General features: G+C 63.6%; 22 protein-coding genes. 13 read left to right on the top strand and 9 right to left on the bottom strand.

Annotated features, from left to right (window positions below):
- Positions 1-58: 58 nt before the first annotated feature.
- From AC1DDS_RS07150 to hslV, 6 genes are all read right to left on the bottom strand, one after another.
- Positions 59-2,065: a hydantoinase/oxoprolinase N-terminal domain-containing protein gene (locus AC1DDS_RS07150; RefSeq protein WP_477478260.1), complete on the bottom strand. Its 2,007-nt coding sequence runs from the start codon at positions 2,063-2,065 to the stop codon at positions 59-61.
- 139 nt (positions 2,066-2,204) lie between these two features.
- The gene (locus AC1DDS_RS07145; RefSeq protein WP_477478234.1) at positions 2,205-3,620 is read right to left on the bottom strand and encodes a cytochrome P450; all 1,416 of its coding nucleotides are present in this window, start codon (positions 3,618-3,620) and stop codon (positions 2,205-2,207) included.
- Positions 3,621-3,694: 74 nt separating this feature from the next.
- Positions 3,695-4,642: a DUF1402 family protein gene (locus tag AC1DDS_RS07140; RefSeq protein WP_477478233.1), complete on the bottom strand. Its 948-nt coding sequence runs from the start codon at positions 4,640-4,642 to the stop codon at positions 3,695-3,697.
- A 189-nt stretch (positions 4,643-4,831) separates the two neighbouring features.
- Positions 4,832-6,139 carry an ATP-dependent protease ATPase subunit HslU gene (gene hslU / locus AC1DDS_RS07135; protein ID WP_310414241.1) on the bottom strand — a complete coding sequence of 436 codons (1,308 nt, stop codon included), beginning with the start codon at positions 6,137-6,139 and terminating at the stop codon, positions 4,832-4,834.
- On the bottom strand, positions 6,132-6,647 hold the full coding sequence (locus AC1DDS_RS07130) for a GNAT family N-acetyltransferase (RefSeq protein ID WP_477478232.1): 516 nt from the start codon (positions 6,645-6,647) through the stop codon (positions 6,132-6,134). The genes hslU and AC1DDS_RS07130 overlap by 8 nt, the downstream gene beginning before the upstream one ends.
- Positions 6,634-7,194: an ATP-dependent protease subunit HslV gene (gene hslV, locus AC1DDS_RS07125; protein WP_310414235.1), complete on the bottom strand. Its 561-nt coding sequence runs from the start codon at positions 7,192-7,194 to the stop codon at positions 6,634-6,636. Before hslV ends, AC1DDS_RS07130 begins: the two co-directional genes overlap by 14 nt.
- Positions 7,195-7,398: 204 nt before the next feature.
- Here hslV and hisB point away from each other — a divergent pair, with 204 nt between their 5' ends.
- The 7 genes from hisB to coaA all read left to right on the top strand — a co-directional run bounded on the left by hisB (position 7,399) and on the right by coaA (position 12,139).
- Entirely contained in the window at positions 7,399-7,992 is a 594-nt protein-coding gene (gene hisB, locus AC1DDS_RS07120) for an imidazoleglycerol-phosphate dehydratase HisB (RefSeq protein WP_477478231.1), read from the top strand.
- A 25-nt stretch (positions 7,993-8,017) separates the two neighbouring features.
- Positions 8,018-8,494: a DUF2628 domain-containing protein gene (locus AC1DDS_RS07115; protein ID WP_477478230.1), complete on the top strand. Its 477-nt coding sequence runs from the start codon at positions 8,018-8,020 to the stop codon at positions 8,492-8,494.
- A gap of 2 nt (positions 8,495-8,496) precedes the next feature.
- A complete protein-coding gene (gene hisH, locus AC1DDS_RS07110; RefSeq protein WP_477478229.1) occupies positions 8,497-9,147 on the top strand; it encodes an imidazole glycerol phosphate synthase subunit HisH in 651 nt (216 codons plus the stop codon).
- Positions 9,148-9,175: 28 nt separating this feature from the next.
- Positions 9,176-9,919 (top strand): 1-(5-phosphoribosyl)-5-[(5-phosphoribosylamino)methylideneamino]imidazole-4-carboxamide isomerase, encoded by a 744-nt coding sequence (hisA, locus tag AC1DDS_RS07105; protein WP_477478228.1) that lies wholly within the window; start codon positions 9,176-9,178, stop codon positions 9,917-9,919.
- A gap of 106 nt (positions 9,920-10,025) precedes the next feature.
- Positions 10,026-10,802 carry an imidazole glycerol phosphate synthase subunit HisF gene (hisF, locus tag AC1DDS_RS07100; protein WP_477478227.1) on the top strand — a complete coding sequence of 259 codons (777 nt, stop codon included), beginning with the start codon at positions 10,026-10,028 and terminating at the stop codon, positions 10,800-10,802.
- Between the two features lie 21 nt (positions 10,803-10,823).
- Positions 10,824-11,144 (top strand): phosphoribosyl-ATP diphosphatase, encoded by a 321-nt coding sequence (locus AC1DDS_RS07095; RefSeq protein ID WP_477478226.1) that lies wholly within the window; start codon positions 10,824-10,826, stop codon positions 11,142-11,144.
- Complete coding sequence (gene coaA / locus AC1DDS_RS07090; protein WP_477478225.1) at positions 11,141-12,139, top strand: type I pantothenate kinase; 999 nt, start codon at positions 11,141-11,143, stop codon at positions 12,137-12,139. The genes AC1DDS_RS07095 and coaA overlap by 4 nt, the downstream gene beginning before the upstream one ends.
- A 126-nt stretch (positions 12,140-12,265) precedes the next feature.
- On the opposite strand, the gene AC1DDS_RS07085 is transcribed toward coaA, so the two are convergent.
- The 3 genes from AC1DDS_RS07085 to AC1DDS_RS07075 form a co-directional block, all read right to left on the bottom strand.
- Positions 12,266-12,883, bottom strand: a complete 618-nt coding sequence (locus AC1DDS_RS07085) for an alpha-ketoglutarate-dependent dioxygenase AlkB family protein (protein WP_477478224.1) — start codon at positions 12,881-12,883, stop codon at positions 12,266-12,268.
- Between the two features lie 85 nt (positions 12,884-12,968).
- The gene (gene arfB / locus AC1DDS_RS07080) at positions 12,969-13,403 is read right to left on the bottom strand and encodes an alternative ribosome rescue aminoacyl-tRNA hydrolase ArfB (RefSeq protein WP_477478223.1); all 435 of its coding nucleotides are present in this window, start codon (positions 13,401-13,403) and stop codon (positions 12,969-12,971) included.
- A 154-nt stretch (positions 13,404-13,557) separates the two neighbouring features.
- Positions 13,558-15,168 (bottom strand): phosphoenolpyruvate carboxykinase, encoded by a 1,611-nt coding sequence (locus tag AC1DDS_RS07075; RefSeq protein WP_477478222.1) that lies wholly within the window; start codon positions 15,166-15,168, stop codon positions 13,558-13,560.
- 326 nt (positions 15,169-15,494) lie between these two features.
- On the opposite strand from AC1DDS_RS07075, the gene AC1DDS_RS07070 reads away from it, so the two are divergent.
- The 6 genes from AC1DDS_RS07070 to ahcY all read left to right on the top strand — a co-directional run bounded on the left by AC1DDS_RS07070 (position 15,495) and on the right by ahcY (position 21,033).
- On the top strand, positions 15,495-16,220 hold the full coding sequence (locus AC1DDS_RS07070) for a response regulator transcription factor (RefSeq protein ID WP_477478259.1): 726 nt from the start codon (positions 15,495-15,497) through the stop codon (positions 16,218-16,220).
- 160 nt (positions 16,221-16,380) lie between these two features.
- On the top strand, positions 16,381-18,150 hold the full coding sequence (locus tag AC1DDS_RS07065) for a stimulus-sensing domain-containing protein (RefSeq protein WP_477478258.1): 1,770 nt from the start codon (positions 16,381-16,383) through the stop codon (positions 18,148-18,150).
- Complete coding sequence (locus tag AC1DDS_RS07060) at positions 18,147-18,602, top strand: HPr kinase/phosphorylase (protein ID WP_477478221.1); 456 nt, start codon at positions 18,147-18,149, stop codon at positions 18,600-18,602. The genes AC1DDS_RS07065 and AC1DDS_RS07060 overlap by 4 nt, the downstream gene beginning before the upstream one ends.
- A 150-nt stretch (positions 18,603-18,752) precedes the next feature.
- A complete protein-coding gene (locus AC1DDS_RS07055) occupies positions 18,753-19,154 on the top strand; it encodes a PTS sugar transporter subunit IIA (protein ID WP_477478220.1) in 402 nt (133 codons plus the stop codon).
- A gap of 32 nt (positions 19,155-19,186) precedes the next feature.
- A complete protein-coding gene (locus AC1DDS_RS07050; protein WP_477478219.1) occupies positions 19,187-19,459 on the top strand; it encodes an HPr family phosphocarrier protein in 273 nt (90 codons plus the stop codon).
- A gap of 173 nt (positions 19,460-19,632) precedes the next feature.
- Positions 19,633-21,033: an adenosylhomocysteinase gene (gene ahcY / locus AC1DDS_RS07045; protein WP_477478218.1), complete on the top strand. Its 1,401-nt coding sequence runs from the start codon at positions 19,633-19,635 to the stop codon at positions 21,031-21,033.
- Positions 21,034-21,277: the final 244 nt, after the last annotated feature.

Genomic DNA, 21,277 nt, shown 5'->3' with positions numbered 1-21,277 from the left:
TCGTAGTCAATTCAGCGACAGTTCAAAGAATTTGTTCCTTCATGGAACAAATCGACCGCTATTGAGCCGACGCGATTCGCGGCCGGCCGCTGGCCGTGGCGGTGAAGCGCGCTTCGACGAGCTTGCGGCGTCCCTCGATCTCCGGCGCATCGATCGCCTCGGAGATCGTGACGGCGGGTTCGTCGGCCCCGTTCAGGCGTGCGGAATGGAGCGCATTGCTGATCGCTCGTTCCCGCGCGAGCGAGAAGGCCGCCTCCTCGTCCGTCAGCCGCACGCTCTCGCCGGCCCCGCCGACAATGAACACGCCCTCCTCGGGAGCGGTGACAAAAGCGGTGACACTGGCGCGCACCTGGCCGACCACGGCGCCAATGGCGTTGGCAACGTCGGCATCGGACGGTATCGCCGACTCCGCGCCCAGCATGTCGGCGATCGCCGGATAATAGACCGGCGCGGACGCACCGAGACCAATCAGCGGCCGATCGAGATGAATGCGAAACTGGACGATCCCGTCGGTCCGCTGCAACGCCCGGTCGACCGGCAACGATGCCGCCGGATCGATCGTACCGGCGCCGTCCTCGGCAAGGCAGGCCGCCATGATGACATCGGAAGACTGGCGCGTCAGCCGATAAACGATCTTGCCTGCTAGTTCCTCCGCCGAGCCGGCAATCGCGCGGCCCGAACCATCCTTGGCGCGCGCCGCCAGCTCGAGGCCGAGCCGCGCTGCCTCGCAATCCCACTGGTCCTGCCGGCCGAGGACATGCATTGCGTCGGAGGGGGTGATGGCACAGATGTGCACAAGCCCGCGCCCGACAAGGCGATCGAGCGTCGCCTTCTGCAGCGTGTTCGCCAGCAGGGCATCCAGCGCCACCGGCACGGCGCCGATGCGCTCATAGAGCGCCTGCTCCTGAGGTTGCAGGCCGCTGGCGAATTGGTCCGGGACGCCGGTGCGCACGGCGAAGCGGCCATCGTGCCGTCCCATGTGTTGCGCCCGCAATTGCCGCTCCAGCACGGCATGCACGGCGTCGCCATGAATCTTGGCCGCGAGGCTCAGCGGCAGGAAGCGACGGGGTCCGAGATCAATGCGGGCGACGAGACCGCGATCGTTGATGCGAACCTCCGAATCACCCCCGAGCCCGTAGGTGCGCATGGCCACCGCTTCGACCATCGTCCGGTAACCGCCGACGACCGCCCCTTCCGCATCCAGCTGCGGGCGTCCCTCATCAAGGACCGCCACGTCGGTGGTCGTGCCGCCGATGTCGGAGACGACGGCGTCGTCCAACCCGGTCAGATGCCGCGCCCCGACAAGGCTCGCCGCCGGGCCCGACAGGATTGTCTCGATCGGCCGAAGCCGCGCCTCGGCAGCGGAGATCAGAGCACCATCGCCGCGCACCACCATCATCGGCACGTGGATGCCGCGCTGTTCCAGATAGCCCTCGCAGGCGCCGATCAGCCGATCGATCATCGACACGAGCCGGGCATTGAGGAGCGTCGTCAGCGCCCGGCGCGGGCCGCCAAGCTTGGAGGAAAGCTCGTGGCTGCAGGTGACGGGAAGATGCGAGATTTCCCGGATCCGGTCGCGCACGCGCTGCTCGTGCGCCGGATTGCGCACGGCGAAGTATCCGGCGACCGCGAAGGAGGACACGGACGTCGCAAGTTCCGGCAGGGCCGCATCCAGCGCTGTCATGTCGAGCGGGTTCTCGTTGCCGTGGACGTTGTGGCCGCCGGGCAGGAAGATCACCGGATCGTTTCCGAGCGCTTCGGCCAGCCCATCGCGCTTCAGGTCATCGGGCGAAAAGCCGATCATGACCAGCCCCGCCCGGCCGCCCTGCCCCTCGACGAGTGCATTCGTGGCGAGCGTCGTCGACAGCGAGACGAGGCTGATCGCCGAAACCGGAACCCGCGCTTTGTCCAGCACCGCTCCAACCGCACCGGAAATGCCCACGGCCAGGTCGTGGCGGGTGGTCAATGCCTTGGCCTTGGCGACAACCCCCTCAATCTCGCTGAAGAGAACGGCATCCGTATAGGTTCCGCCGGTGTCGATGCCGAGTAGCAAATGGTCTTTCACGTCACGTCTTTCCGGAAAATGCGGCGTCTCGAGGAAACCGAGACGGGTCATCGGCGGTGATATTGCATCTTGTGCGGGATTGCCACCGCTCCACGCGCGACATGATCGGGGTAAGCGGCGCCGACCGGTGCGGAGGGCATCAGGCGGGCGAGGCAGCGGACGGGCGCGCGCTCACCCGCATCGGCAGTCCGTTCGCCGGCTGGGTCGTCAGCCGTTGCACCGGCCAGGGCGGTGCATCGCCGGCGGCATCGAAACGATACCGATGCATCAGGACCGCAAGCGCGATCACCGCCTCTTGCAGGGCGAAGGTCGCACCGATGCAGATCCGCGGACCGGCGCCGAACGGCAGGTACTGGAATCGGTCGATGCGGTTGCGGTTTGCGGGAAGGAAGCGTTCCGGCATGAAGGCGCGCGGCTTTTCCCAGTAGAGTTCGTGCCTGTGCAGCGTCCAGGGCATGATGAGGACGGTAATACCCGCCGGGATGTCGACAACTTCCCCAGTCGGGCTGGTCCATCGATCGGCGGCGATCGCGGCGCGATTGATCGAAGGTGCAGGCGGATAAAGCCGCATCCCCTCCTCGAAGGCGGCACGCGTCCACGGCATGAGATCGAGCCAATCGACCGCTTCGGCGCGAGAGGCGAGGACGCGATCGATTTCTTCTTCCATTGCATCCCTGACATGCGGCGAGTTGGCCACGCAATAGAGCGTCCACGCGAGTGCTCGCGCCGTCGTCTCGTGACCGGCGCCAATGAAGGTGAGGATGTTGTCTTCGATCTCAGCCTCGGTCAGGCCATCCGGGCCGGCCTGCTCCAGAAGGAGCGTCAGAAAATCCCTGGGCGTGGCCTCGGGTTCGGCCCGGATGCGCTGCAGCCGCTGGTCCATCGTCCGCCGCACGATGGCCCGGAACTTGTCGAGCACCTTCTGGCCCCCGATCCGCGTCAGTCGCGGCACCCAGGACGGCGCCTTCAGCAGGTCCATCGGGTCCACACGGCCCATGCGGTGCAGAAGCGCATTCACGTCGTCGGCAAACGTACCGGAGGAGGATGCGATTTCGCCAGAAAAGAGCGTATCGGCAAGAATGGCGAAGGTGAGTTCCGTCATGTCGACGGCAATGTCGAAGTCGGCGCCGTCGCGACCGCCGCGGTCATACTTAGTCGCGTACAGTTCGGACTGATGCAGCATCTGGGTGGCGAAGCCCTTCGCGTGGCGGGGCGTAAAGCTCGGCGCAACCGCCTTGCGCGAACGCTTCCAGACCGCGCCTTCCGCCGTCAGCAGGCCGTCGCGCAGGATCGGGCGCAACACGAGTTGGCGCACGTCGGCCATTCGGTAATTCTGGGCGTTGTCGACGAGTACATGCTTGATCAGGCCGGGATCGTTGACGATCAGGGTGTGCTCGCGGAAAAATCGCGTTTCGATCCAGGGCAGCGTGTAGGACGGCACACCCCACAGTTCGAGCGGATTTCGCAAGATCGTGCGGATGATCTCGAGCCACGACGGCGGTACCGTGCGTGGCTGGGGCGCGGGCGGCTCGAAGGGTTCCGGACGCATGTCCATGGAAATCACCTCGCGGATTCGCGCGTACGCGGCGGAATGGCTGCACCACCGCATTCAGCGACAGGGGACGAAGTTTAGAGCAGGCCCTGCAGTTCCGCCAGCTTGTCGTTCACGAGCCAGCCGTAATAGTTTTCCTCCGGCCAGACTGCACCTTCCGCACGGCGACGGGCAAAATCGGCGGCCCGTGCATCGGAATTGCCGACGTTGTAGAGAGTTGCCGTAATCCCCGGATTGCCGGAGATATCAACACCGGCGATCTGCTTGTAGGCGTCTATCGAATGACGCAGCGAGGCGGCCATGTACGCCAGCGAGATGTCCGGATCCATGATCGCCTGATAAACGCCCGCCGCATCCTTCTCGTCCAACCGGTCGTAACCCGAGACACGGGCGACCGCATCGGTCAGCATCAGCGCCGTTAGCGGATTGATTTGGCCGAGGCCGAAGGTCTGTCCGGCATAGAACGGCTGGAAGAAGACGGCGCTGAAACGGTTGTTCGGATAGGAGACGCCGCCCACGGCCCTGCCCTTGAATTCCCGGTTCCAGACCGTTTCCCGGCAGGACCAGAGTGCATATGACCCCTTCTTGCCTTCGCAGACGGAAAATTCCGGCCGGCTCACGAATTCATCGACCCGTTGGCCATTATGGGCAAAGCGGAAACTGTCGCCGGCATAGGAGGCGGCCTTGATGTAATAGCTCTGCAGCCGGTCATAGGCATCGACGTTGTAGGTGTGCTCGCCGACGATGGCACCGACCATGTGAATCGGCGCGATGCCATACTGCGCGGCGACCGACTTGATCTTGCCGGTCAACTCCCGGTCGGTCGCCAGCAGGTCGCGCACCTTCTCGTACTTGGCGTCGAAGCTCGTCTTACCCGCCTTGGTCCGTCGAACCGAGGCACCGGGGATGGCAGGCTGCTCCGCATGACGATTGCCCGGCGGAACGATCTCCATCGCGCGGGCGATGTTTGCCTCGCCGGCCAGCATGACGGTGGCCATGACGAACATAGTCAGCAGATGTCGCACGCTCAGATGTCTCCGATGTCGGATGGTGGCCGCCAGTTCAAATCCCGCGGCTCCCATGCCGTGAAATCATGTCGGAAAGATGCCGCATTCCCATAAAAAACGCGCCGCGTTTCTAAGGTGAAGCGCGGCGCGTGTCGAGGCTGCAGCGATAAAATTCGCGTTATGAGCGCAGGCCCCCGCTTCGATCACTTACAGGATGTAGCGCGACAGGTCCGTATTGGAGGCCAGCGTGCCGACGTGCTTGCGCACGTATTCGGCGTCGATCACGATGCTGTTGCCCGCCTTGTCCGGCGCTTCGAATGAGATTTCGTCAAGCACCCGCTCCATCACCGTCTGCAGTCGGCGCGCGCCGATGTTCTCGACGTTGGAGTTCAGTTGCACGGCGACATCGGCGAGCGCATCGATCGCATCCTCGGTGAAGTCGAGCGTCACCTGCTCCGTCTCCATCAGCGCCTTGTACTGGCGGATCAGGCTTGCCTCGGTTTCCGTCAAGATGCGGCGGAAGTCTTCCTTCGTCAGCGCCCTCAGCTCGACGCGGATCGGCAGGCGGCCCTGCAGTTCCGGAAGGAGGTCGGACGGCTTGGAAACGTGGAACGCGCCGGAGGCGATGAAGAGGATATGATCGGTCTTCACCGGCCCGTACTTCGTCGCGACCGTCGTGCCCTCGACGAGCGGCAGCAGGTCGCGCTGCACGCCCTCGCGCGAGACACCGGCGCCGATGCCGCCCTCACGCGCGGCGATCTTGTCGATCTCGTCAAGGAAGACGATGCCGTCGTTCTCGACCGACTGCACGGCCTCGCGCTGGATCTGCTCGTTGTCGATCAGCTTGTCCGATTCATCAGCGATCAAAAGCTTGTAGGAGTCCTTGACGGTCGTCTTCACCTTCTTGGTGCGACCGCCGAGTGCCTTGCCGAACATTTCCGACAGATTCAGGACACCGACATTGGCGCCGGGCATGCCCGGGATCTCGAAGCCGGGCATGCCCGAGCCGGTGTCGGCGACGTCGATCTCGAGCTCCTTGTCGTCCAGCTCGTTGTTGCGCAGCTTCTTGCGGAACGAATCGCGTGTGGCAGGCGATGCCGTCGCGCCGACCAGCGCATCGAGCACCCGTTCCTCGGCGTTCATGTGCGCCTTGGCTACCACCTCGGCCCGCTTCTTCTCGCGCACCAGGCCGATGCCGACCTCGACGAGGTCACGCACGATCTGCTCGACGTCGCGGCCCACATAGCCGACCTCGGTGAACTTGGTCGCCTCGACCTTGACGAAGGGGGCGCCCGCGAGCTTGGCAAGGCGCCGCGAGATCTCCGTCTTGCCGACACCGGTCGGACCGATCATCAGAATGTTCTTCGGCATGACCTCGTCGCGCAGGTCGGCGTCGAGCTGATGGCGCCGCCAGCGGTTGCGTAGCGCGATCGCCACGGCGCGCTTGGCGTCCTTCTGGCCGATGATGTAGCGGTCCAGTTCGGAGACGATCTCGCGGGGGGAAAAGTTACTCATCTCGCTCTCGCTCTTGGGCACGGTCCCGGGCCATCATCAGCGCCGGACCGTCCTCTGTCTGTCGTTGATCAAAAACACGGAACCCCGCCTTCTCATAGGCCCGGATCGCCGGTCTGTTGTCGGGGTGCGGGTCAATGATCACCCGCTGCACCCCCTGCTTGAAAAGCCCTGCAACGAAGGCTTCTATCATTCTTGGGCCGATGCCCTTGCCGATGAGCGTCGGCACGCCGATGAACTGATCGATTCCCACGCTGCCGACGGGTTGGTCACCGTAAGGGTGTCCCGGTCCGTCGACCTCATAGCTCTGCAAGTAGCCGATCGGCTCATCATCAAGCAGAACCAGATAGGGCTTCACGAGCGGATCGCCGAAATGGCCGCGGATTTCGGCGGCCTCGGCCTCCGGCTCGCCCCACCAGCGCCGCACATGCGGTTCGGCGAGCCAGTGCCGCAGGAGGGGAAGATCCGCCTCCGTCAATGGCCGGAAGCCAATCAAGTCAGCGTTCGGCATCCAGCGTCTCGACCACGATATTGTGGTTCGTGTAGACGCAGATGTCGCCGGCAATCTGCATGGCGCGGCGGGCGATTTCTTCCGCCGACTTATCCGTGTCCATCAGCGCACGCGCCGCGGCATAGGCATAGTTTCCGCCGGAGCCGATCGCCAGCGTGCCATGCTCGGGCTCCAGCACGTCGCCATTGCCGGTGATCGCCAGTGTGATCGTCTTGTCGGCGACCAGCATCATCGCCTCCAGGTTGCGCAGGTACTTGTTGGTGCGCCAGTCCTTGGCAAGCTCGACGGCCGCCCGCATCAGTTGGTCGGGATATTGCTCGAGCTTCTCCTCGAGCCGCTCGAGCAGCGTGAAGGCGTCGGCCGTGGCGCCGGCGAAACCGGCGATCACATCGCCCTTGCCGAGCCGGCGCACCTTGCGCGCGTTGCCCTTCATCACGGTCTGGCCAAGGCTCACCTGGCCGTCGCCGGCCATCACCACCTTGCCGTCCTTGCGGACGGTGATGATGGTTGTGGCATGCATGGTTCCATAGGGATCGTGTTCACTCATGGATACACCCGAAACTCTCGAACCCACCGAAGCCGGGTTCGCGCCGCCCATGATGGGCCGGCCTTCCTCGTGTCCTATGTAGGGGGCGAAACGGCAAATGCAATCGGCGGGCGATCGGGGCTGTCGGGAATACTGGTCTTTTGCGCCTCGCCCTGTTATGGGGACGGCGAAGATTTCTTCGACCACTCAGGGTGCGCAAGTCCAATGAGCCGCAAAGCCAGCATTTCCCGCAAGACGAACGAAACGGCCATTTCCGTAACCGTCAATATCGACGGCACCGGGGCGTCGAAGATCTCGACGGGCGTGGGCTTCTTCGACCATATGCTGGACCAGCTCGCGCGGCATTCGCTCATCGACATGGACATCGAGACCAAGGGTGATCTCCATATCGACGACCACCACACGGTGGAAGACACGGGAATTGCGATCGGCCAGGCCATCGCCAAGGCGCTTGGCGACCGGCGCGGAATCACCCGCTACGCCTCGCTCGACCTGGCCATGGACGAGACGATGACGCGTGCGGCGGTGGACGTTTCCGGCCGGCCGTTCCTCGTCTGGAATGTCGCCTTCTCGGCCCCGAAAATCGGCACCTTCGACACGGAACTGGTGCGCGAGTTCTTCCAGGCGCTGGCGCAGAACGCCGGGATTACGCTGCATATCCAGAACATCTACGGCGCCAACAACCATCACATCGCCGAGACCTGCTTCAAATCCGTCGCCCGGGTGCTTCGCACGGCAACCGAAATCGATCCCCGCCAGCAAGGCCGCATCCCCTCGACAAAGGGGTCGCTGGCCTGACCGGCAGACCGGCAGGACAACCGAGTTGACCGCGTCATTCCTGATCCTGACCCCGCCCGGCGAACCGGCCGCGGCTGAAAATGCCACCTTCATCCGCGACGGCTTCCGCTGGACCGCGTTCTTCTTTCCGGCGCTGTGGCTGCTTGTCCATCGGATGTGGTTCTGGGGCGCGATCGCGCTGGTGCTACAGTTTGCGGCGATGATCCTTATCGCGTCACCCGAACTTGGCGTGGCCGGCTGGACGCTGGCCATCGCCGTCTCGCTCCTGACGGCGCTCGAAGGTCCGCTGGCCCTGGCAAAGGCCCGCGAAGCACGCGACTGGACATTGCGTTCGGTCGTGGTGGCCCACGATCTGGAGACGGCGGAACACATCTACTACAGCGAGCATGCGCCGCAGCGGGCCCCCGCAACCGCCGCGACCGCTTCGTTGCCCGCTTCTGATACATCCACCAAGGCCGCCCGTCCTCCCGCGCTCGGCCTCCTCGGCTATGACGGAGAATGAGCATGCGCGTGGCAATCATCGACTACGGTTCGGGCAATCTCCGTTCTGCCACCAAGGCCTTCGAACGCGCCGCGCGCGAGGCCGGCATCGACGCCGAGATCGAGCTTACCGACCGGCCCGAACGGGTCGTCTCCGCTGACAGAGTAATTTTGCCTGGCGTCGGCGCCTATGCCGACTGCCGGCGTGGCCTCGACTCCGTACCCGGCATGGTCGAGGCGCTGCGCGAGAGCGTCGAACTGGGCGGACGGCCGTTCCTCGGCATCTGCGTCGGCATGCAGTTGATGTCTTCGCGCGGCCTCGAAAAGACCGTGACGCAGGGACTTGGCTGGATCCGCGGCGACGTCGTCCTCATCGAGCCGGATGATCCGGACCTGAAGGTTCCGCAGATCGGCTGGAACACGCTGGAACTGCAGCGCGAGCACCCGCTCTTTGCCGGCATCCGCACCGGTGAAGGCGGCTTGCACGCCTATTTCGTTCATTCCTATCACCTCGCCGCCGAAAACCCCGATGACGTGATCGCGACGACGAGCTATGGCGGACCGCTGACGGCCTTCGTCGCCCGCGACAACAAGGCGGGGGCGCAGTTCCATCCGGAGAAGAGCCAGACGCTCGGCCTTGCCCTGATCACCAATTTCCTGCGCTGGAAGCCCTGATTTCCACGCCACTGAACGGACGACAAGAATGATCCTCTTTCCCGCCATCGACCTCAAGGACGGCCAGTGCGTCCGCCTGAAGCTCGGCGACATGGACCAAGCCACGGTCTACAATCCCGACCCGGCCGCTCAGGCGAAAGTCTTCGAGACGCAGGGCTTCGAATGGCTGCACGTGGTCGATCTCAACGGCGCCTTTGCCGGCGAGAGCGTCAACGGAGCAGCCGTGGATGCGATTCTGAAGGCGACGAAGAACCCGGTGCAGCTCGGCGGCGGCATCCGCACGCTCGATCACATCGAGAGCTGGCTGACACGCGGCCTCGCCCGCGTCATCCTCGGCACCGTCGCCGTGCGCGATCCAGCCCTCGTCATCGAGGCCTGCAAAAAATTCCCGGGCAAGGTTGCGGTCGGCATCGACGCCAAGGGCGGCAAGGTCGCCGTCGAAGGCTGGGCGGAGGCCTCGGAACTCGGCGTGATCGAACTTGCAAAGAAGTTTGAGGGCGCCGGCGTCGCTGCGATCATCTACACCGACATCGACCGCGACGGCATTCTGACCGGCATCAACTGGGCCTCCACGCTGGAGCTCGCCGATGCCGTCTCCATTCCCGTCATCGCATCCGGTGGGCTGGCCTCGATCGACGATATCCGCCGAATGCTGGAGCCGGATGCCGCAAAACTTGAAGGTGCGATCTCCGGCCGTGCGCTCTATGATGGACGGATCGATCCGAAGGAGGCGCTTGCGCTGATCCGCGCCGCGAAAGGACAGACTGCATGACCCTCAAGGCCCGCGTGATCCCCTGCCTCGATGTCAAGGACATGCCGCGCCGCCCGCAGCCGCTTGGCGGCGAGGACGCGCAAATGCGAAAGAAGGAGGCCGTCCTTTGACCCTCAAGGCCCGTGTTATCCCCTGCCTGGACGTGAAGGACGGCCGCGTCGTCAAGGGCGTCAGCTTCGTCAACCTCGTCGATGCCGGCGATCCGGTGGAATCGGCCAAGGCCTATGACGCGGCGGGTGCCGACGAGCTCTGCTTCCTCGACATCACCGCCTCCTCCGACAATCGCGACACGATCTTCGACGTCGTTGCCCGCACGGCCGACCACTGCTTCATGCCGCTCACCGTCGGCGGCGGCGTGCGCAGCCTGGCTGACATCCGCAAGCTTCTGCTTGCCGGCGCCGACAAGGTTTCCATCAATTCCGCCGCGGTGAAGAACCCGGATTTCGTCGCCGAGGCCGCCGACAAGTTCGGTAACCAGTGCATCGTCGTGTCGATCGATTCCAAGAAGGTATCGAAGGACGGCGAGGAGGACCGCTGGGAGATCTTCACGCACGGCGGGCGGCAGGCAACCGGCATCGACGCCGTCGCCTTTGCCGAAAAGATGGTGGAACGGGGCGCAGGCGAACTGCTGCTCACCTCGATGGACCGTGACGGCCAGAAAAGCGGCTACGACATCGCCCTGACGCGCACGATTGCCGATCGGGTATCGGTTCCCGTGATCGCCTCGGGCGGGGTCGGCACGCTCGATCACCTCGTCGAGGGCATCCGCGACGGCCATGCGACTGCGGTGCTGGCCGCTTCGATCTTCCACTTCGGCACCTACACGGTCGGCGAGGCCAAGCGCTACATGGCCGATCATGGCATCGCCATGCGGCTCGACTGAGCGGAAAGGCAGGCCCCCTCGATGAGTGATTTCACCCTTGCCGACTTGGAGCGGATCGTCGCTGAACGCTCCGGAGCCTCACCAGACCAATCCTGGACCGCCAAGCTGATCGCCGCCGGCCAACCGAAGGCGGCCAAGAAGCTCGGCGAGGAGGCGGTCGAAACCGTGATCGCCGCAATCGAGGGAGATCGGCCCGCACTGATAAGCGAGAGCGCCGATCTCCTCTATCACCTGATGGTCGTGCTCCGGATCGGCGGCGTCGCGCTCGTCGACGTCATGGACGAACTGGGGCGGCGGACCGGACAGTCCGGCATCACTGAGAAGGCGGGCCGAACGCAATGACGGCATCGTCCCTTCGCGACCAGATCCAGGCGGACATTCCCGACAATTACGGGCATACCCGCTACTCCCCCTATCGCTTCTTCTCCACCGAGGAATGGGCGCAATTCCGGGCGGACACGCCGCTGACGCTGACCGCCGACGAGGTCAGGCGGCTGCGCTCCCTGAACGACCCCGTCGATCTCGACGAGGTGCGGCGCATCTACCTGTCGGTGTCGCGGCTTCTCTCGGCACACCTCGAATCCTCGCAACTGCTGTTCGAGCAGCGCAAGCACTTCCTCAGCCTTTCAGACGAGGCGAAGACGCCGTTCGTCATCGGGATTGCGGGATCGGTCGCCGTCGGCAAGTCGACCACGGCCCGCATTCTCGCCGAACTGCTGTCGCGCTGGCCATCGAGCCCGAAGGTCGATCTCGTCACCACGGACGGCTTCCTCTATCCGAACGCAGTGCTGACGCGCGAGAAGCTGATGGAGCGCAAGGGTTTTCCGGAGAGCTACGACACCGGCGCGCTGCTGCGGTTCCTCTCCGCCATCAAGGCTGGACAAGCCAACGTCCGGGCGCCGACCTATTCGCACCTCACCTATGACGTCCAGCCCGACGTTTCCCAGGTCATCGACCGGCCGGACATCCTGATCTTCGAGGGGATCAACGTGCTGCAGTCGCGCAGCCTGCCCGCCGATGGCAAGATCGTGCCGATGGTATCGGACTTCTTCGACTTCTCGATCTACATCGATGCCGACGAAGACCTGATTCACAAATGGTACGTCGAACGCTTCATGCGGCTGCGGGAAACCGCCTTCAAGAGTCCCGAGTCCTATTTCAACCGCTACGCCGCGGTCAGCGAGGAGGACGCGCTCTCGATCGCCGAGGGGCTCTGGAGAAACATCAACCTGAAGAACCTGCGCCAGAACATTCTGCCGACCCGCCCCCGGGCGGATCTCATCCTTCAGAAGGGCGAGAATCACCTGGTCGAGACGGTCGCGCTCAGAAAGATCTAAGCCCCTGCTGGCGTCGCGGCTTAAAAGCGCGTCGCGATCCTTCAGATTCGCTATGCCACGCTTTAAGTCCTTGTTCTTTCGCATGTCTTTGTCCGGAAACCGGTTCCCACTTTCGGGAGACATACTCTAGGGGTCGACGCGGCGCAGGGTCAGATTGATCCGGCCGCCATTCCGCAGCAATGTCGATGTTCCCGTGAAGACCCGGTCAACGCCGTGAAAGCTTAGCCGCCTTTCGCCGCTCAGCACAACGAGGTCGCCGCTGGAAAGCCGCAAGGAACGCGTCGGAGCGCTGCGCGCCGTTCCACCAATCCGGAAGAGACACTGGTCGCCGAGCGACACCGAGACGACGGGGGCCTCGAAGGTCCGCTCGTCGCGGTCCTGGTGCAGTCCCATTCGCGCCTCTCCGTCATAGAAGTTGACGAGGCAGGCCTGCGGCGGCGCCGGATAGCCGGAAACATCTTCCCAAATTCGCAGCAATCCCGCCGGGACCGGCGGCCACGGCTGGCCCGTGACCGGGTGCTTCTCCTGATAGCGGTATCCGCCCTCGCGATCGGTCACCCAACCGAGCGACCCGCAATTGGTCATGCGGACCGACATCGGCTTGCCGGTTTTGGGCATCTGCGGGACATAGAGCGGCGCTGCGGCAACGACCGCGCGGATTTCCTCGACAAGCGCCTCCTGCCCCGGCCGATCGAGATAGCCCGGCAAATACGTGAAACCTTCCGGCAGATCATGGCTTGCCATTGCAACGCCTCGCTTCTTCATGGCTTCCGTCGGGCATCACCGAATACCCGGCAGGCACTGACATGGCCATTCGACAGGTGGGGCATCAATCCGCCGTCGGCTTGCCTCGCATCCGCTTCACGTCGGAGCGGCCGGCCTTCGCCTTCAAGCGCCGTTCCACCGCCCCTTTCGACGGCCGCGTCTTCTTGCGCGGCGGCGGCGGCGGTTCAGCGGCTTCGAGCAGCAACTCCTTCAGTCGCTCGCGGGCGTCCTCGCGATTGCGCTCCTGGCTGCGGAAGCGATTGGCCTCGATCATCAGCACGCCGTCCTTGGACAGGCGGCGGCCGGCGATCTTCGTTGCATTGGCCTTGATGCGATCGTTCAAGGAGGGCGAGTTCCTCAAATCGAAGAAGAGCTGTACCGCCGTCGAGACCTTGTTGACGTTCTGGCCGCCGGGCCCGCCGGCCAGGACGAACTGCTCGGTCAATTCCCAGCCGGCAATGACGATGGAGCCTCTGATGGGGAGCGGATCGCTGGCCATGATGTTTTTCCTGAACGATGAGTGCCCTGCATAGCCCAGGAGACGCCCGGGCGAAATCCGTTTTCGGACCACGCGCTACCATTGCTGCGGCCAGGACACGAAAAACCCGGCCGGAGCCGGGTTTCACGTGAATCACACTGTACTTTCGGGGCGACTATTCGGCTGCGGCACGAAACCCCGGCGCCGCGTCGCGGACACCTCCGTCGACATGGTCTTCGAACTTGGCGAAGTTGGCGATGAACATGTCCACCAGCTTGCGCGCCTGCTTGTCGTAGGCGGCACCGTCGGCCCAGGTCGAGCGCGGGTCGAGGATCTTGGTGTCGACGCCGGGCACCGAGACCGGGACGTCGAAGCCGAAGTTGTCGTCACGACGGAACAGTGCGCCGTTCAGCGAACCGTCGAGCGCGGCCGTCAGCAGTGCGCGCGTCGCCTTGATCGGCATGCGCTTGCCCTCGCCGTAGGCACCGCCGGTCCAGCCGGTGTTGACCAGCCAGCAGGTGACGCCGTGCTCGGCGATCAGTTTCTTCAGCAGGTTGCCATACTCCGCCGGATGGCGTGGCATGAAGGGCGCGCCGAAGCAGGTGGAGAAGGTCGCTTCCGGTTCGGTGACGCCACGCTCGGTGCCGGCGACCTTGGCGGTGTAGCCGGAGAGGAAGTGGTACATCGCCTGGTCGGGGGTCAGACGGGCGATCGGCGGCATGACGCCGAAGGCATCGGCCGTCAGCATGATGATCGTCTTCGGGTGCCCGGCAACGCCCGTCTCGCTCGCATTCGGGATGAAGTGCAGCGGGTAGGCGCAGCGGGTGTTTTCCGTCAGCGAACCGTCGTTGAAGTCCGGCACGCCGTTGGCATCGAGGACGACGTTCTCAAGGACCGTGCCGAAACGCTGGGTCGTCGCATAGATCTCCGGCTCGGCCTCGGCCGACAGGCGGATCGTCTTGGCGTAGCAGCCGCCTTCGAAGTTGAAGATGCCGTTTTCGCCCCAGCCGTGCTCGTCGTCACCGATCAGCGTGCGCTTCGGATCTGCCGAAAGGGTCGTCTTGCCGGTGCCCGACAGGCCGAAGAAGACCGCAGCGTCCCCATCCGGGCCGACATTGGCCGAGCAGTGCATCGGCATGACGTTCTTGGCCGGCAGGATGTAGTTCAGCGCGGTGAAGACGGATTTCTTCATTTCACCGGCATAGTAGGTGCCGGCGATCAGGATGAGACCGTTGGTCAGGTCGCAGGCGATCATCGTCTCGGTGCGGGCGCCGTGCCGGACCGGGTCGGCCTTGAAGGTCGGAAGGTCGATGATCGTCAGCTTCGGCAGGAAGCCTTCGAGCTTTTCACGCGCCGGGCGGATCAGAAGGTTGCGAATAAACAGCGAGTGCCAGGCGAGTTCCGTCACCACGCGGGTCGGAAGCGCGTTTTCCGCATCCGCTCCGCCAATCAGGTCCTGGACAAAGAGATCCTTGCCGGCTGCATGCGCCAGCATGTCCTGGCGCAGCGCCTCGAAATGCGCCGGCGACAGTTCCTTGTTGTTGTCCCACCAGATCTGATCGGTGGTATTGTCGTCGCGAACGACGAACTTGTCCTTCGGCGAGCGGCCGGTATGCTGGCCGGTCAGCGCACGCAGCGCGCCGTGCGCCGTCTTGACGGCTTCTCCGCGACCGAGTGCCTCGTCATAGAGATCGGTTTCCGTCAGGTTATAGCGGACCGTTCCAGTGTCCTTGAAGCCAATCGCTTCGAGGCCGTGTGATGGGTTGCGAATGCCCAGTTCCGTCATGGCCCAGTTTTCCTTCGCGCTGTAGGGAGAGAGTGAATTTCTTTGGAAACTAATCTCTGCGCAGATAAATGACAAGAGGACACTCAAAATATGTCAATGATATCAGTATATTAATCGATTTAACATTTTGTGCATCTTTTTAAATCGGTTTGAAAATCGATTTAATCGGCCAAATTAGGCGATGGCGAATAGCGCGCTGAAGGCCGCACCTTTGCCTTTGCCACAATTTGTTCCACCTTTATACTCAAAGAAAGCGCACCAATCGGCCGGCCGTAACCACGTCCAAGGAACACAGCGAGGCGCACATGAGCATGGAGACAAGCAGGATGCAGACGATCGCACTGGTGGACGACGACAGGAACATTCTGACGTCGGTGTCGATCGCGCTCGAGGCCGAAGGCTACCGTGTCGAGACCTATACGGACGGCGCGTCCGCCCTCGACGGCCTTCTCGCCCGGCCGCCGCAGCTTGCGATCTTCGACATCAAGATGCCGCGCATGGACGGCATGGAGCTTCTGCGCCGACTGCGGCAGAAATCGGATCTTCCGGTGATCTTCCTGACCTCCAAGGACGAGGAGATCGATGAGCTTTTCGGCCTGAAGATGGGCGCGGACGACTTCATCACCAAGCCGTTCTCGCAGCGCCTGCTCGTCGAGCGCGTCAAGGCGGTCCTCCGCCGCGCCTCCAGCCGCGAGGCCGCAGCCGCCGGAGCGACCACGACCGTGAAGACGGGCGACGTCCAGGCGCGCTCGCTCGAGCGCGGCCAGCTTGCGATGGACCAGGAGCGCCACACCTGCACCTGGAAGGGCGAGCCCGTCACCCTGACCGTGACCGAGTTCCTGATCCTGCACGCGCTGGCGCAACGTCCTGGCGTGGTCAAGAGTCGCGATTCCCTGATGGATGCGGCCTACGACGAGCAGGTCTACGTGGACGACCGCACGATCGACAGCCACATCAAGCGGCTGCGCAAGAAGTTCAAGATGGTGGATGCCGATTTCGACATGATCGAAACACTTTACGGCGTCGGCTACCGCTTCCGCGAATCGGCCTGAATCACGGCCTCGGACGACCGGAACGCCTCTCCGCCAGCGAATTGATGCGATTTTACTTGCATCATAAGGGACGACGGTGGCATTTCGGCCAGAACGGAGGCGGCGAGCGAGCCGTTCGAGACATTTGACCGCTTTGCCACAGAACGCACTGGACAGGGAACTGGACGATCAGGAAGGACGCCCGGCCGGCCGAACTGCACGTTGGTACTGGACCTATCCCTTCAAGCTGATCCGGCGCATCTTCGGCAACGCCGTCTTCTCCAGCCTGACGCGCCGCATCCTGTTCTTCAATCTGGTCGCGCTGGTCGTACTGGTCGCCGGCATCCTCTATCTCAACCAGTTCCGCGAGGGCCTGATCGACGCCCGCGTCGAAAGCCTGCTGACGCAAGGCGAGATCATCGCCGGCGCGATTTCGGCCTCGGCTTCCGTCGACACCAACTCCATCACCATCGATCCGGAGAAACTGCTGGAACTGCAGGCCGGCCAGAGCATCACGCCGCTGCCAAACGACGACGATCTCGAATTCCCGATCAACCCGGAACGCGTCGCTCCGGTGCTCAGGCGCCTGATTTCGCCGACCCGGGTGCGTGCGCGCATCTATGACACCGACGCCAACATGCTGCTCGACTCCAAACACCTCTACACGCAGGGCCAGGTTCTGCGCTTCGACCTTCCGCCCGTCGAAGTCGAGGAACTGTCGGCGCTGGATCGGTTCCTCGTCTGGCTCAACCGCATGCTGCAGCCGAGCAACCTGCCGCAGTATAAGGAAGCGCCGGGCGGCGACGGTTCCATCTATCCGGAGGTCATGAACGCGCTGACCGGTGTGCGCGGTGCCGTCGTGCGCGTCACCGACAAGGGTGAGCTCATCGTTTCGGTGGCGGTTCCGGTGCAGCGCTTCCGGGCCGTGCTCGGAGTTCTGCTGCTTTCTACACAAGCCGGCGACATCGACAAGATCGTCCATGCCGAACGGCTCGCCATCATGCGCGTCTTCGGCGTAGCCGCGCTCGGCAACGTCTTTTTGTCATTGCTCCTGTCGAGCACGATCGCCAATCCGCTGCGCCGCCTGTCGGCTGCGGCAATCCGGGTGCGGCGCGGCGGAGCGAAAGAGCGCGAAGAGATTCCCGACTTCTCCGCCCGTCAGGACGAGATCGGCAACCTTTCGATCGCCTTGCGCGAAATGACGACGGCGCTCTACGACCGCATAGACGCGATTGAAAGCTTCGCTGCCGACGTCAGCCACGAACTGAAGAACCCGCTGACGTCGCTGCGCAGTGCCGTCGAGACGCTGCCGCTGGCACGCACGGATGACTCGAAGAAGCGCCTGATGGATGTCATCCAGCATGACGTGCGCCGCCTTGACCGGCTCATCAGCGACATTTCGGATGCCTCGCGCCTCGATGCCGAGTTGGCCAGGAGCGATGCCAAGACGGTGGACCTGGAAAAAGTCCTCGGCGATCTGGTCGACATCTCGCGTCAGGTCCGCAGCAACAAAAAGCCTGTCATCCTGGATTTCGTCGTCGACCGCAGCGACAACCCGAAGGCGCGCTTCAGCATCAGCGGCTACGAGCTGCGCATCGGCCAGATCATCACGAACCTGATCGAGAACGCCCGGTCCTTCGTGCCCGATCAGGGCGGCCGGATCGTCGTGCGGCTGTCGAACAGCCGCAATGGTCGACGGATCGTCAAGGTCGAGGACAACGGCCCCGGCATCCAGGTCGAAGACATCGACCGCATCTTCGAGCGCTTCTACACCGATCGCCCTGCGAGCGAGGGCTTCGGCCAGAATTCCGGCCTCGGCCTGTCGATCTCCAGACAGATCGCCGAGGCGCATGGCGGCACCTTGAAAGCCGAAAACATCATCGATCGCGGCACCGGCGAGATCAAGGGCGCGCGCTTCATCCTTTCGCTGCCGGCGGGACGCCCCCAATGAGTCACGGCGTCAACGTGCATGGCACCGCGATCGTCATCGGCACCACCGGGTTGATTTTCATGGGGCCATCCGGGTCCGGCAAGAGTGCGGCCGCGCTTCATTGCGTCGGTCGTGCACGCGAACGGGGGCTCTTTTCGGCGCTCGTCGCCGACGATCAGGTCCTGGTCAGCGCAGCCGGGAGCGCCATCGTGGCGCGCGCGCCGGCAACGATCGCGGGCCTCGCCGAGGTGCGCGGCGCCGGCATCGTTACGGTGGAGACCGTGCCCTGCGCCATCCTTACGCGGATCGTCCAACCCATCCGCTCCCCCTTCGCCGAGCGGATCGCGCCGGAGACGGAGGATCGCGAAATCCTGCCGGACCGCCGGCTACCGGTCACGCGCTTGCCGATCGGCGACGGCTTTGATTTCTTCGATCGATTGACGCTTATCTTGCCATTTCTGGTCCAGAACTGACCCGGATGCCGGGCGAAATGGCTGCCAGCCGGCATTTTTAACTTGCACTCGGCCTTTTCATCGACAAGATGGCCTCCCCAACGGTGGACGTCCATTTTGCAGTGCGATATGACCGGACGCCGGCTTATTTGGGCAATTGGAGCGGTGCATATGATCGGACTGGTGCTTGTCACCCACGGCAAGCTGGCGGAAGAGTTCCGTCACGCACTTGAGCATGTCGTGGGGCCGCAAGAGGCGATCGAAACCGTTTGCATCGGCCCCGAGGACGACATGGATCAGCGACGGCAGGACGTGGTGGAAGCGGCCCAGCGCGCCGATCGTGGCCACGGCGTCATCATCCTGACGGACATGTTCGGCGGCACGCCCTCAAATCTTGCCATTTCGGTCATGAGCAGCGGCACGATCGAGGTCATCGCCGGCGTCAATCTGCCGATGCTGATCAAGCTGGCGGGCGTGCGCAATGATGACGACATGGAGCGATCCCTCGTCGAGGCATCGGAAGCGGGCCGCAAATATATCAACGTCGCCAGCCGTGTTCTCAGCGGCAAGTAGATGGATGCGCTCACCCCATGCACGGCTCGACCATGTCCCACTCCAAAGACCTCCTGATCATCAACAAGCGTGGTCTGCACGCGCGCGCCTCGGCCAAGTTCGTCCAAACCGTTGACGGCTTCGATGCGGAGGTGACCGTGTCCAAGGACGGCATGACCGTGGGCGGAACGTCGATCATGGGGCTGATGATGTTGGCTGCCAGCCCCGGCTGCTCGGTGCATGTCACCGCAATCGGAGTTCAGGCGTCGGAAGTTCTCGCCGCCCTGGAGGCGCTCGTCGCAAATCGCTTCGGCGAGGAAATCTGATCCTGACGAACATAAAGACATAAAGACTTCTTTATGTCTTGGTTGCCCGCCCTGATATTTACTGATAAGCATGCGCCCACCGAGAGGTGCGGCCGCATCGAGTGATGCCGGCTGCCGCTACGATCGGCGCGAACGCGGCGCCGAGACACGACCAATTCAGTCTGGAGAAACGCATGAGCAACACCAAGGACTATCACGTTGCCGACATCGGCCTCGCCGACTTCGGCCGCAAGGAAATCGCGATCGCGGAGACGGAAATGCCGGGCCTGATGGCCTGCCGGGAAGAGTTCGGCACCGCCAAGCCGCTGACGGGCGCGCGCATCACCGGTTCGCTGCACATGACCATCCAGACGGCCGTGCTGATCGAGACCTTGGTTGCGCTTGGCGCCGAAGTCCGCTGGGCCTCGTGCAACATCTTCTCCACCCAGGATCACGCTGCCGCGGCGATCGCTGCGGCCGGCATCCCGGTGTTTGCCGTCAAGGGCGAGACGCTGGAGGAATACTGGAACTACACGGACCAGATCTTCCAGTGGGCCGATGGCGGCCTCTCCAACATGATCCTCGACGACGGCGGCGACGCCACCATGTACATCCTGCTTGGCGCGCGCGCCGAGGCCGGCGAGGACGTGCTTACCAATCCGGGATCGGAAGAGGAAGAAATCCTGTTCGCCCAGATCAAGAAGCGGCTGAAGGCCTCCCCTGGCTGGTTCACCAAGCAGCGTGATGCGATTAAGGGCGTCACCGAGGAAACCACGACCGGCGTCAACCGTCTCTACCAGCTCCAGCAGAAGGGCCTGCTGCCCTTCCCGGCGATCAACGTCAACGACTCGGTCACCAAGTCGAAGTTCGACAACAAGTACGGCTGCAAGGAATCGCTGGTCGACGGCATCCGCCGCGGCACCGACGTGATGATGGCCGGCAAGGTCGCCGTGGTCTGCGGCTACGGCGACGTCGGCAAGGGCTCGGCGGCTTCGCTGCGCGGCGCCGGCGCCCGCGTCAAGGTCACCGAGATCGACCCGATCTGCGCCTTGCAGGCCGCCATGGACGGCTTCGAGGTCGTCCAGCTTGAGGACGTCGTTGCCACGGCCGACATCTTCATCACCACCACCGGCAACAAGGATGTCATCCGCGTCGATCACATGCGCGAGATGAAGGACATGGCGATCGTCGGCAACATCGGCCACTTCGACAACGAGATCCAGGTCGCCGGTCTGCGCAACCTCAAGTGGACGAACATCAAGCCACAGGTCGACATGATCGAGTTCCCGAAGGGTAACCGCATGATCCTGCTGTCCGAAGGCCGTCTGCTGAACCTCGGCAATGCCACCGGTCATCCGTCATTCGTCATGTCTGCCTCGTTCTCGAACCAGGTGCTGGCCCAGATCGAACTCTACGCCCATACCGGCAAGTACCAGAACGAGGTCTACATCCTGCCGAAGCACCTCGACGAGAAGGTCGCCCGTCTGCATCTCGCCAAGCTCGGCGCGAGGCTGACCGACCTCTCCGAGGAACAGGCCTCCTATATCGGCGTCGCCCCGCAGGGTCCATTCAAGGCCGAACACTACCGGTACTGATCCTTACCCGACTTATCCACAACATGTAGTTAGCCGCCGCCTTGACAGGGCGGCGGTTTCTTTTTTGCCCGCGCCGCTTCCCGCAGATTCGCTAAGGAAGTATGGTTATGTCGTTGATTCGACGCCGAGATGCGGAGCTGGAGCGCCGCACGTCCATCAGGGACGTACAAGGGTCGCTCCAGAATCGCGTCTCCGCTACAAACCTCCGCCTTTCAACGGGCGAGGTCGTGCGTGGGCGTCGGGT

It is taken from the genome of Mycoplana sp. 10N416 (assembly GCF_056394765.1).
Note: the sequence above shows the minus strand (reverse complement) of the source record. Positions and strands in the feature narration are given on the sequence as shown.